Source organism: Janthinobacterium sp. SUN206, from assembly GCF_030587305.1.
Classification (GTDB): domain Bacteria; phylum Pseudomonadota; class Gammaproteobacteria; order Burkholderiales; family Burkholderiaceae_D; genus Janthinobacterium; species Janthinobacterium kumbetense.
Window position 1 is genome coordinate 93,184 of the sequence record NZ_JAPWIB010000007.1, and the last position, 12,114, is coordinate 105,297.

Annotated in this window: 11 protein-coding genes; 8 read left to right on the plus strand and 3 right to left on the minus strand. The window is 61.9% G+C overall.

Features of this window, described 5'->3' with window-relative positions:
* Window positions 1–68 precede the first annotated feature (68 nt).
* Window positions 69–1,517, plus strand: coding sequence for a dihydrolipoyl dehydrogenase (locus O3300_RS27630; RefSeq protein WP_305054678.1), 1,449 nt, complete (start codon window positions 69–71; stop codon window positions 1,515–1,517).
* A gap of 165 nt (window positions 1,518–1,682) precedes the next feature.
* Complete coding sequence (locus tag O3300_RS27635) at window positions 1,683–2,804, plus strand: HD-GYP domain-containing protein (RefSeq protein ID WP_251351551.1); 1,122 nt, start codon at window positions 1,683–1,685, stop codon at window positions 2,802–2,804.
* A 113-nt stretch (window positions 2,805–2,917) separates the two neighbouring features.
* Here the strand turns inward: O3300_RS27635 and O3300_RS27640 are convergent, their stop codons facing one another.
* Window positions 2,918–3,403 carry an SRPBCC family protein gene (locus O3300_RS27640; protein WP_305054679.1) on the minus strand — a complete coding sequence of 162 codons (486 nt, stop codon included), beginning with the start codon at window positions 3,401–3,403 and terminating at the stop codon, window positions 2,918–2,920.
* 209 nt (window positions 3,404–3,612) lie between these two features.
* Here O3300_RS27640 and O3300_RS27645 point away from each other — a divergent pair, with 209 nt between their 5' ends.
* Window positions 3,613–5,673, plus strand: coding sequence for a UvrD-helicase domain-containing protein (locus tag O3300_RS27645; RefSeq protein ID WP_077398209.1), 2,061 nt, complete (start codon window positions 3,613–3,615; stop codon window positions 5,671–5,673).
* Between the two features lie 7 nt (window positions 5,674–5,680).
* Here O3300_RS27645 and O3300_RS27650 read toward each other — a convergent pair whose 3' ends face one another.
* Both O3300_RS27650 and O3300_RS27655 read right to left on the minus strand, forming a co-directional pair.
* On the minus strand, window positions 5,681–6,037 hold the full coding sequence (locus tag O3300_RS27650) for an addiction module antidote protein (RefSeq protein ID WP_251351552.1): 357 nt from the start codon (window positions 6,035–6,037) through the stop codon (window positions 5,681–5,683).
* Window positions 6,034–6,426, minus strand: a complete 393-nt coding sequence (locus O3300_RS27655) for a type II toxin-antitoxin system RelE/ParE family toxin (RefSeq protein WP_251351553.1) — start codon at window positions 6,424–6,426, stop codon at window positions 6,034–6,036. Before O3300_RS27655 ends, O3300_RS27650 begins: the two co-directional genes overlap by 4 nt.
* A 157-nt stretch (window positions 6,427–6,583) precedes the next feature.
* Here O3300_RS27655 and O3300_RS27660 point away from each other — a divergent pair, with 157 nt between their 5' ends.
* From O3300_RS27660 to O3300_RS27680, 5 genes are all read left to right on the plus strand, one after another.
* The gene (locus tag O3300_RS27660) at window positions 6,584–6,802 is read left to right on the plus strand and encodes a SlyX family protein (RefSeq protein WP_034753936.1); all 219 of its coding nucleotides are present in this window, start codon (window positions 6,584–6,586) and stop codon (window positions 6,800–6,802) included.
* A gap of 154 nt (window positions 6,803–6,956) precedes the next feature.
* Window positions 6,957–9,110 (plus strand): M3 family metallopeptidase, encoded by a 2,154-nt coding sequence (locus O3300_RS27665; RefSeq protein ID WP_305054680.1) that lies wholly within the window; start codon window positions 6,957–6,959, stop codon window positions 9,108–9,110.
* Window positions 9,111–9,333: 223 nt separating this feature from the next.
* Window positions 9,334–11,487 carry a M3 family metallopeptidase gene (locus O3300_RS27670; protein WP_305054681.1) on the plus strand — a complete coding sequence of 718 codons (2,154 nt, stop codon included), beginning with the start codon at window positions 9,334–9,336 and terminating at the stop codon, window positions 11,485–11,487.
* Window positions 11,488–11,596: 109 nt separating this feature from the next.
* Entirely contained in the window at window positions 11,597–11,809 is a 213-nt protein-coding gene (locus O3300_RS27675; protein WP_070219603.1) for a VF530 family DNA-binding protein, read from the plus strand.
* Window positions 11,810–11,820: 11 nt separating this feature from the next.
* Window positions 11,821–12,099, plus strand: a complete 279-nt coding sequence (locus tag O3300_RS27680) for a DUF4404 family protein (RefSeq protein ID WP_034753883.1) — start codon at window positions 11,821–11,823, stop codon at window positions 12,097–12,099.
* Window positions 12,100–12,114 lie beyond the last annotated feature (15 nt).

Sequence of the window (12,114 nt, forward strand, 5' to 3'; positions counted from 1 at the left end):
AAAACCTTATTTTCAGCAAACGGGTAGTATCGAACGCTGTGAGCAACCTCAAACGGATGGACAGCGGCATGAAGACGATACGAGTGGATGTGGCCGTGATCGGCAGCGGCACGGCCGGCATGACGGCGCACAGGGCAGCGCGCATGCAGGGCAAGCGCGTGCTGATGATAGAAAGCGGGCCGTACGGCACGACGTGCGCCAGGGTGGGCTGTATGCCCAGCAAACTCTTGATCGCGGCGGCCGAGGCGGCCCATGCCGTGGCTGCCGCGCCGGCCTTTGGCGTGCATGCTGGCCCCGTGCGCATCGATGGCCGGCAAGTGATGGCCAGGGTGCGCAGCGAGCGCGACCGTTTTGTCGGCTTCGTGCTCGACGGCGTCAACGCCATTGCCGACGAAGAAAAACTGCGCGGCCATGCGCGTTTTATTTCCCCCGGCACATTGCAGGTGGATGAACATACCTTGGTGGAAGCGGCCAGCGTGGTGATCGCCACCGGTTCCACGGCCATCGTGCCGCCCGAGTGGCAGGCGGCGGGAGACCGAGTCATCACCAGCGACGCCGTGTTCGAGTGGACGGACTTGCCCGCTTCCGTGGCCGTGGTCGGCAGCGGCGTCATCGGCCTGGAACTGGGCCAGGCGCTGGCACGTCTCGGCGTGCGCGTGACCCTGTTTGCGCGTGGCAATAAAGTCGCGCAGCTGACGGACCCGCTGGTGCTGCGCGAGGCGGACGCCGTGCTGGCGCGCGAACTCGATATCCGCTTCATGACCGGCGTCGCGCACGTGGCAAAAACGCCCGATGGCAAGGGCATCCTGCTCACCAGCCGTGATGCCGCGGGCGTGGAAAAAACCGAGCAGTTCGAGTATCTGCTGGCCGCCGTCGGCCGCCGCCCGAACGTGGACAAGATCGGCCTGGAAACGGCGCAAATCGAGCTCGACCGTCATGGTGTCCCCCTGCATGATGCGCACACCATGCAGTGCGGCAAGAGCGCCATCTTCATCGCCGGCGATGCCGACAATGCGCTGCCGCTGCTGCCCGAAGCGGCCGACGAGGGCCGCATCGCGGGCGACAACGCGGCGCGCTTTCCGGACGTCAAACCGGGTTTGCGCCGCACGCCTTTGATCATCGCCTTCACGGAGCCGCAGATCGCCACCCTGGGCGCGACGTACCAGCAATTGTGCGTGAGCCACGCGGGCCGTTTCGCCGTCGGCGCCGTGTCGTTCGGCAACCAGGGCCGCAGCCGCGTGATGCTGCAAAACCAGGGCTTGCTGCGCGTGTATGCGGAATTTGGCAGCAAGCGCTTTCTCGGCGCCGAGCTGATCGGCCCACGGGCGGAACACCTGGGCCATTTGCTGGCTTGGGCGTGCCAGGCGCAGCTGACGGTGCCGGCCATGCTCGACATGCCGTTTTACCACCCCGTCATCGAGGAAGGCGTGCGCACGGCCTTGCGCGAACTGGCGCTGCACCTGGAAAAAGACCCGGAACACGCGCCCGGCTGCGCCGACTGTACCCCCGGCCCTTGAATGCAACTTTGCGATTTACATAATTTTGTAGACAAGCTCACATGATTGCGCGATCATCGCTGCCACATTGAAATATTGATTAAAAGCAAAAAACATTTCAATCGGTACATACCGCTGATGCCAGGATGGTAAAAACAGGCGGGTGCAGGCGATGATGGAGACGATGTGAAAATTCGGCGCATTTACGCAGGAGAACTCGCACTGGGCGTGGCCTTGCCCTGGGACGTGCACGGCGAAACGGGCGGCTTGCTGGCCAGGCTGGGCCATGTCATCAGCAGCGAGAACCAGATCGAATTGCTGCTGGCGCGCGGCGTCATCGCCGATGCCAGTGCCGACGTGCCGCGCACGGCTACGGAAGCGCCGTCAGCCCTGCGCATGCTGAACCTCGTCACGGCGGGCCTGGCCCTCGTCTTGCCAACGATTGCCGCCGGGCAAGCGGGCAGCCACCTGCCGCTGGCCGCGCTGGCGCAGCTGGTGGAAGAAGCTGTCGTGCTGGACGCCGACGTGGCGCTGGCCTGCATCTTGCACAATCAGGGCGCGGGCGACTTTGCCGTGCGCCACAGCGTTGACACGGCCGTCATCACGGCCTTGCTGGCGCGCGCCCTGAAACTCGATGAGGGCGTGATCCGCAGCGTGGTGCTGGCCGCGCTGAGCATGAATGTGGGCATGCTGGAACGCCATGCGGATTTCCAGCACAAGGCGGGGCCGCTGGATGCGCAGGAACGCGCCTATTTGCGCGCCCATCCGCAAGCCGGTGTCGACTTGCTGCGCGCGACGGGCGTGACGGACGCCGTCTGGCTGCAAGCCGTGTTGCAGCACCATGAAAATATCGACGGCAGCGGCTATCCGCTGGGCACGCAAGGCGAGGCGATCGGCATCGGCGCCCGCCTGATCATGCTGGCCGACCGCTATTGCGCGCGCGTCTCGAAGCGCAGCTACCGCCAGCCCTTGCTGCCGAACGTGGCCCTGCGCGAAATGTTGATGGCCGACAAGGCCACCCTGGATGCGCCGCTGGCCTCGCTGCTGGTGCGCGAGCTGGGCATCTACCCCGTCGGCACCTTCGTGAAACTGTTGAATGGAGAAATCGGCGTCGTCACGCGCAAGGGCTTGAATGCCACCACGCCCCACGTGCAATCGCTGATCGGCCCCCGCGGCGCGCGCCTGGACGTGCCGCTGCGGCGCGATACGCGCGTGGACTTGCACGCCATCCGCGAAGTGCTCAGCGCGGAGCAGGCGGGCTTGCAGTTCCGGCCCGACCAGCTATGGGGCCGCAGCGCCAGGGTGTAGAGCGCCTGGAAAGACGTCCATGGCGTTGTTGCATTGCCTGGTCGTACTTTCGTACTGTCTTCGGCAATGCGCCTAGCCCTGAACGTTTTCCAGACACTCTCTACATGAATAGTTTAATTCAGCAGACCCGCATCGAGCCGCCCTTCGAGCGCCAGTTCGCGCATGATGCGCACGGTGTCAATGTCGGACTCCTTGTAGGCGGAGCGGCGGAAGTCGTCGTACAGGGCGTTGGCCGCATCGGTGGCCGCGTCGTGGCCGTCGTCGTACTGGAAGCGCACCCACAGGCTCGCTTCGTCGGGCATCTCGATCGTCATCACCAGCGAGGAGGCGCTGATATCCTTTTGCGCCGGCACTTCGTAGCGCACCTGCAGTTGCGGCACCAGCACCACCTTGTCGTTGATGACCAGTTCGCCATAGCGCAGGCTGCGCGCGAAACCGGCTTCGCTGCGCTCGCTGATCTGGCATTCGTCCAGGTGCGGCACGAACAGTTTCGGCGATTCGGCGCGCAAGACGAGGCCGCGCCAGACTTGCTCCAGGGTCAAGGTGTCGATCAGCGGATTCAAGGGATCGTTGATTTCAATCAGGTGTTCAAATTTCATGGGACTGCCATTCGGTAAGTGGGCGCGCAGGGGCGATATAGGCGGAATGGTACTCCAGGCGTGGCATCGCCGCACGCATTGCAGCGGCCCAGATGGCGGCATATGGCGATATATCAATGCCGTTGCCTGTTTTTCGGGTATGCGCCAGCGTGCAAAAGGCGGGCGCGACGCTGTTACAATGGGCTGCTGTTCCCTGCGGAAATACCCTGATGTCCAAAGCACCACAGTTCGGTCTGAATGCGCCCCAAAGCGAAGCGGTAACCTACCTCGACGGCCCCTGCCTGGTGCTGGCGGGCGCCGGCTCGGGCAAGACGCGCGTGATCACGCAAAAGATCGCCCATCTGATCGAAGACCGGGGCTATGACCCGCGCACCATCGCCGCCTTGACCTTCACCAACAAGGCGGCGCTGGAGATGCAGGAACGCATCGCCAAGCTGTTGAAACAGCCGCGCCAGGCCAAGCAGTTGACGGTGTCGACCTTCCACTCGCTGGGCGTGAAAATCCTGCGCCAGGAAGCCAATGGCGTGGGGCTGAAGGACCGCTTTTCCATCATGGACAGCGACGACTGTTTTTCCCTCGTGCAAGATCTCGCCATTACCACCGATAAACAGGTGATCCGTGGCATCCAGAACGCCATGTCCTTGTGGAAAAATGGCCTGATCGATCCGGATATGGCCCTGGCGCAAGCCAAGGATGAGGACGAGGCGAATGCTGCGCGCATCTACCGCAGCTATGTGGCAACGCTGTCCGCCTACCAGGCCGTCGATTTCGACGATCTGATCCGCTTGCCGGTGGAACTGTTCCGCAACAACGGCCCCGTGCGCGACAAGTGGCAGCGCCGTTTGCGCTATCTGCTCGTCGACGAATACCAGGATACGAACACGTGCCAGTACGAACTGGTGAAACTGATGGTGACGGGCATCGGCAAGAAGCCGATGTTTACGGCCGTGGGCGACGATGACCAGGCGATCTACGCGTGGCGCGGCGCCACCGTGGAAAACCTGAAGACCCTGGAGACGGATTTCCCCGATTTGCGCGTGATCAAGCTGGAGCAAAATTACCGCTCCACCATGCGCGTGCTCAATGCGGCCAATGCCGTCATCGGCAACAATCCCAAATTGTTTGAAAAGTCGCTGTGGTCCGAGCACGGCCTGGGCGAGCCGATCAAGGTGCTGGGCATGCAGACGGACGAGCAGGAGGCGGAGCAGGTCGCCATCATGATCTCGGCCGACCATTTCGAGCGCAAGAACAAATTTTCCGACTACGCCATTTTGTACCGAGGCAACCACCAGGCGCGCATCATCGAGCAGTGCCTGCGCAAGGAGCGCATCCCGTACACGATCTCGGGCGGCCAGAGCTTCTTCGACAAGGCCGAGATCAAGGACATCATCAGCTACCTGCGCCTGCTGGCCAACGAAGACGACGATCCGGCGTTTATTCGCGCCGTGACGACGCCGCGCCGGGGCGTGGGCCAGTCGACGCTGGAGGTGCTGGGCGCGTTTTCGGGCCAGTGGCAGTGCTCGCTGTTCCAGGCCGTTTTTAAAGGCGGCATCGAGGCCAAGCTGACGGACCGCCAGCTGGGGCCGTTACGCGACTTCTGCAACTTCATCAACGACCTGGAATCGCGCGCCAGCCGTCCCGGCGCGGCCGGCAGCGGCGATAACGCGGCCGAAGTGCTGGACGACATGATGAAGGAAATCCACTACGAATCGTATCTGTACGATGCCTTCGAGGAACGCCAAGCGCAAAGCAAGTGGCAGAACGTGCTGGAATTCGTCAACTGGCTGAAAGAACGGGGCCGGGGCGGCAAGGACCGCGACGGCGAAGAAAAGAACGTGCTGGAATTGACGCAGATGGTGGCCTTGATGACCATGCTGGAAGGCAAGGACGAGGAGCAGGACGCCGTGCGCATGTCCACCCTGCACGCGTCGAAAGGCCTGGAATTTCCGCACGTATTCCTGGTCGGCGTGGAAGAGGGGATCTTGCCGCACAAGGGCGACGCGGATGCGCCGGCCGAAACCATCGCCGCGCGCATCCAGGAAGAGCGCCGCTTGATGTACGTGGGCATCACGCGCGCCCAGCGCACCTTGCACGTCACCTGGTGCAAGAAGCGCAAGCGGGCTGGCGAGCAAGTCCATTGCGACCCGTCGCGCTTCATCAAGGAAATGCAACTCGACGTGGGCGACGCCGTGCCGACGGAGGCGGAAGTGATTTCGCCGAAAGAACGGCTGGCCCGCATGAAGGCGCTGTTGGCCGCGCCGAAAGTGTAAGCGGCGTTCAGGCTTCCGCGGCGCCGTCCGGCGTGGTTTTCGGCACGATGGCCAGCTGCATGCCCAGCGCATCGAGCATCTTTAAAATGGTTTCGAAGCGCGGTTTGCTGCCTTCGCGCAAGGCTTTGTACGCGCCTTCACGCGTGATGTCGGCACGGGCCGCCACCTTGCCCATGCCGTAGGCGCGCACCACGTCGTTCATGGCCGACTGGAACAGTTCGGCATTGCCGGTGGCGACGATTTCGCTCATGTAGGCGGCCACGGCGGCCTTGCTGGTCAGGTGTTGCGTCGGGTCGAATTTGCTCAGTCCCAATGCTTCCAGGTCGTCGAGGTCGAAGGTGTCGTGGTCGATGTCGTGGTTCATTTCTTTCGTACTCCTGTCGAGGGGCTTGCCGCTGCTTTCTTGAGGGCCGCCTGCCGGGCTTTCAGCTCCCGCAGGATGGCTTGCGCCTGCCTGATGTCGCGCTGCTGGCTGGATTTATTGCCGCCCAACAGCAGCAAGATCAGGGTGCCCCGGTTCGTTTCATGAAAATACACGCGCCAGCCCGGTCCCGTCTGTAAAAAACGCAGTTCGCACACGCCTTCGCCAACTGGCCGCCAGTCGCCCTTTTTACCGTGCTGCAAATGCTTGATGCGCGCATCGATGGCGGCGGCCGCCACATCGTGCAGGGAATCTTCCCAGCGCCGGTATTCGGCCGTCTTGCGCGTGTCGATCAGCAGTGGCTCGGTTGGTGTTGGTGTTGGTTCAACCATTGTAATCGTTTGTTCTCATTCGTCAAGCGGCTTGAACCCATGCAGGAAGAATAAACAGAAATCGGGGCCTGTCCACGGTGAATGGACGGAGTTTGTCCTGGCGCACGCCGCGGCGGCGGTAGAATGCCGCTTTCAGTCAGAAATGAGCAGAAGCACCATGGACAATGCAGAACAGATGGAAGTACGTTTCGTCGATATCGAAATCAAGCTGGCGCAGCAGGAAGACCTGGTCGAGTCGCTGAACCAGATGGTGTACCAGCAGGGCAAGCGCATCGACCAGCTGGAAGCCATGCTGCACAAGCTGGGCGAGCACGTGCGCGACGGGGCGCAGCAGGCGAATGGCGGGCTGGTCAACGAACGTCCGCCGCATTACTAAATCGGCATCGTGATGCGGGACGCATGAAAACCGTTCATCACTGGCGGGCGCGCTACCATCGGTAGTTGCTGGTGACGCAAGTGTTTCAGGCTGTTATTATTTCAGGCTGGCCCGCGACACAATCGCGGCTCTCTTGCGTTCCTTGAAAGTAGACATGACCCGTCCAACAATGCTCGTCATCGCCGCCAGCCTGATGCTGGCGCCAGCCGCTTTTGCCGCCACCACCGCGCCAACCACCGCCGCTACCGCGGCCGCGGCGCTGCCCGTTTCGAACCCGTTTGCGCAGGCCAGCAGCCTGCCATTCAACTACCCGCCGTTCGACAAGGTGCAGGACGCCGACTACGCGCCGGCTTTTACGGCAGGCATGGCCGCCAACCTGGCGGAAATCAATGCCATCGCGAATAACCCGAAAGCAGCCACCTTCGACAACACCATCGTGGCCATGGAACGCTCGGGACAGCTGCTGAGCCGCGTGCGTACCGTGTTTTCCGTCATGTCCGGTTCGAACACGAATGACACGATCCAGGGCCTGGAACGCGAACTGGCGCCGAAAATGGCGGCCCACAGCGACGCGATCATGCTCAACGACAAATTGTTCAAGCGCATCGACACCCTGTACGCCAAGCGCGGCAAGCTGGGCCTGGATGCGGAATCGAAACGCTTGCTGGAACGCTATCACACGGACTTCGTGCGCGCGGGCGCCAAGCTGTCGGCGGCCGACAAGGAAAAGCTGCGCGCCTACAACGGCCAGCTGGCTGCCCTGTCGACCAAGTTCGCACAGAATGTGCTGAAAGAATTGAACGCGTCGGCCGTCGTCGTCGATACGCGTGAAGAACTGGACGGCCTGTCGCCGGCCGCCATCGAAGTGGCTGCCGGCCTGGCCAAGAAGCGCGGCCTGGACGGTAAATACGTGATCGCCCTCGTCAACACGACGGGCCAGGCGCCGCTGTCGCTGCTGACCAATCGCGCCGTGCGCGAACGCATCATGGCCGCTTCGCAAGCGCGCGGCAGCCGTGGCGGCGAGTTCGACAACACCCAGGAAGTGCTGGAACTGGCGAAACTGCGCGCCGAACGTGCCGCGCTGATGGGCTACCCGAACTACGCGGCCTACTCGCTGGAAGACCAGACGGCGCACGACACCACCGCCGTGAACGCCTTGCTGGGCGAGCTGGCGAAGCCGGCCGTCGTCAATGCGCGCCGTGAAGCGGACGATATCCAGAAGGTTATCGATGCGGGCAAAGGCGGCTTCAAGGTAGGCGCCGCCGACTGGGCCTTCTACAGCGACAAGGTCCGCGCCGAACGCTACAACTTTGATGAAAATCAACTCAAACCGTACTTTGAAATGCACAGCGTGCTGACCAAGGGCGTGTTCTTCGCCGCAGGTAAATTGTACGGCTTGACCTTCAAGCAGCGCACCGACTTGCCCGTCTACACGTCCGACATGCTGGTGTACGACGTCTTCAATGAAGACGGCACGCAGCTGGCCATCTTTACCCTGGACCCCTACGCGCGCAGCAACAAGCGCGGCGGCGCCTGGGCGAATGCCTATGTGGGCCAGTCGACCTTGCTGAACCGCAAGCCGGTCATCGCGAATAACCTCAACATTCCCAAGCCGGAAGCGGGTCAGCCGACCCTGATGACGTTTGACGAAGTCAACACCATGTTCCACGAATTCGGCCATGCGCTGCACGGCATGTTCTCGAACGTGAAATACCCGCGCTTTGCCGGCACCAGCGTGCCGCGCGATTTCGTCGAATACCCGTCGCAAGTCAATGAAATGTGGGCACTGTGGCCGGAAGTGCTGCAAAACTATGCCAAGCACTATCAGACGGGCGCGGCCATTCCGGCCGAGCTGCTGGCGAAAGTGACGGCGGCCGACAATTTCAACCAGGGCTATAAAACCACGGAATACCTGGCGTCGGCCCTGCTGGACCAGCGCTGGCACCAGCTGACCCCGGCACAGATCCCCACCGACGTGCTGGCGTTTGAAAAAACCGCCTTGAGCGAAGCGGGCGTCGATTTCGCGCCGGCGCCGCCGCGCTACCGCACCACCTACTTCTCGCACGCGTTCGCGGGCGGCTATTCGGCCGGCTACTACGCGTATCTGTGGTCGGAAAAGCTCGACGCCGACACGGTCGAGTGGTTCAAGGAAAACGGCGGCCTGACGCGCAAGAACGGCGACTGGTTCCGCAATAAACTGCTGTCGCGCGGCGGCAGCGCCGATGCGCTCGACATCTACCGCAACTTCCGCGGCCGCGATGCGAAGATCGAGCCGCTGCTGGAACGCCGTGGCTTGAACGCCAAGTAATCCCCCGTCACCGGCCTGGCCGGTGCTGAATATCGATGGCCGCCCCGCAACGGGCGGCCATTTTTATTTGGCGATTCTGCTCGTAAACCGTGGTAAACCGCGCAGTTGGCGTGATGCACCACAGGATCGCCCATGTTGGATGACGCCTGTGTGACAGGCTGCTATGATCTGCCACTGGCCCGCGACGCGATCGCGGTTCTTCCCGCGCTTCCTGAAAGATGTCATGATCCGTCCACAACTGCTCGTCATCGCCGCCAGCGTCATGCTGGCCCACGCCGCCCCGTCCGCCATGGCTGCCGCCACTGCAAAAACCGCGCCTGCCGCCGCCGTCAGCGCCCAGAACCCCCTGCTCAAAGCGAGCCCGCTGCCATTCCAGATGCCGCAGTTCGGCCTGATCAAGGATGAACACTACGCGCCGGCGTTTGCCGAAGGCATGAAACGCCAGTTGGCCGAAGTCAACGCGATCGCCAGCAACCGCCAGGCGCCCACGTTCGAGAACACCATCGTGGCCCTCGAGCGCACGGGGCAGCTGCTGCACCGCGTGCAAAGCATCTTCAGCAACATGACGTCGACCAACACGAACAGCGTGCTCGAAGCGGTGGAAGTGGACGTGTCGCCGAAACTGGCCGCGCATGGCGACGCCATCACCCTGAATCCGAAACTGTTTAACCGCATCGACACCCTGTACGCCAAGCGCGACAAGCTGGGCCTGGATGCCGAATCCTTGCGCCTGCTGGAACGCTATCATACGGATTTCGTGCGCGCCGGCGCCAAGCTGTCCGATGCGGACAAGGAAAAACTGAAAGCCTATAACGCCGAACAGGCGGGCCTGGAAACGGCCTTCGCGCAAAACGTGCTGAAGGAAACGAATGCCAAGAGCATCGTCGTCGACACGCGTCTTGAGCTGGCCGGCATGACGGACAGCGATATCGATACGGCCGCCACGGCAGCCAAGGAGCGTGGCTTGAACGGCAAGTTCGTCATCGCCCTCGTGAACACCAGCGGCCAGCCGCCGCTGGCGGTATTGACGGATCGCAAGACGCGCCAGCGCCTGATGGAGGCGTCGCTGAACCGCGGCAGCCAGGGCGGCGAGTTCGACAATCGCGCCATCGTGCTGAAGCTGGCCAAGCTGCGTGCCGAACGGGCCACCCTGCTCGGTTACGCCAACTACGCCGCGTACTCGCTGGAAGACCAGACGGCCAAGACGACCACGGCCGTCAACACCCTGCTGTCGGAACTGGCGAAACCGGCCGTCGCCAATGCGCGCCGCGAAGCGGCCGACCTGCAGCAAATCGTCGATGCCGAGAAGGGCGGTTTCCAGGTGGCAGCAGCCGACTGGGCCATCTACACGGACAAGCTGCGCAAGCAGCGTTTCAATTTCGATGAAAACGAGCTGAAACCGTACCTGGAATTGAACAGCGTGCTGAACAACGGCGTCTTCTTTGCCGCCAACAAGTTGTATGGCATCAGCTTCAAAGAACGCAAGGACTTGCCGGTGTACAACCCGGACGTGCGCGTCTACGACGTGCTGGACGCCAACGGCAAGCCGCTGGCCCTGTTCATCGCCGACTTCTATGCGCGCGGCAACAAGCATGGCGGCGCGTGGATGAATGAATACGTGTCGCAGTCGATGCTGATGGGCACGCATCCCGTCGTCGCCAACCAGCTGAACATTCCGAAGCCACCCGCCGGCCAGCCGACGCTGTTGACGTTCGATGAAGTGACGACCATGTTCCATGAATTCGGCCATGCGCTGCACGGTATGTTCTCGAACGTGAAATATCCGCGCTTTGCCGGTACCAGCGTGCCGAGCGACTTCGTCGAGTATCCATCGCAAGTCAATGAAATGTGGGCCGTGTGGCCGGAAGTGCTGCAAAACTATGCCAAGCACTACCAGAGCGGCGCGGCCATGCCGCAGGAGTTGCTCGACAAGGTGACGGCGGCGAAGAAATTCAACCAGGGTTTCATGACGACGGAATACCTGTCGGCGGCCCTGCTGGACCAGCGCTGGCACCAGCTGGCGCCGAGCCAGGTTCCGACCGACGTGCTGGCCTTTGAAGCGGCATCGCTGAAGGATGCGGGCGTCGATTACGCGCCCGTGCCGCCGCGCTACCGCACCAGCTACTTCTCGCACAGTTTCTCCGGCGGCTACTCGGCGGCGTATTACGCCTACCTGTGGTCGGAAAAGCTGGACGCGGAATCGGTCAACTGGTTCAAGGAAAACGGCGGCCTGACGCGCAAGAATGGCGACTGGTTCCGCAGCAAATTGCTGTCGCGCGGCGGCAGCGTCGATGCGCTGCAGCTGTTCCGCGACTTCCGCGGCCGTGATGCCACCGTGGAACCATTGCTGGAACGCCGTGGCTTGAACGCCAAGTAAGACGTCCCCATCAGAAGCTTGCGTTGCGTTGACCTGGCGCACGCAAGCTTTCCGTGCCGGCGGCGTAGAATTGAGTAAGATGTAAACAAGAAGGCAGTCGAAAGAGTATATGAGTCAGCAAGATTTGAATGGCATTACCCTGGAAGGTATCGTGACGCGCCTGCACGCCCACTACGGTTGGGACGGCCTGGCCAAGCACATCGATATCAATTGCTTCATCAGCGATCCCAGCATCAAGTCGAGCCTGAAGTTTTTGCGCAAGACCCCGTGGGCCAGGAGCAAGGTGGAACAATTGTTTCTGGACACGCAATTTACTGACTGACAGGAAAAAACATGGATAGCAAACTCAAGGAATCGCTGCAACAACTGCATTCGACGCTGGAAACCAGCGGCCCCGTCGATGAAGAACTGCATGGTTTGCTGCAAAAACTCGATGTCGACATCAAGTTGCTGATGGAAAAGCGCGCCGCGCAGGAGCAGGAAGAAGAGTCGACCACCTATGGGCTGGCCGAGCGCAGCCAGGAATTGTCGGCCAAGTTTGCCGTCAAGCATCCGAAACTGGAGCCGGCGCTGCGAGAACTTGGTGAGATTCTAGCCAATATGGGTATTTAATTTAACCCTAAAGCA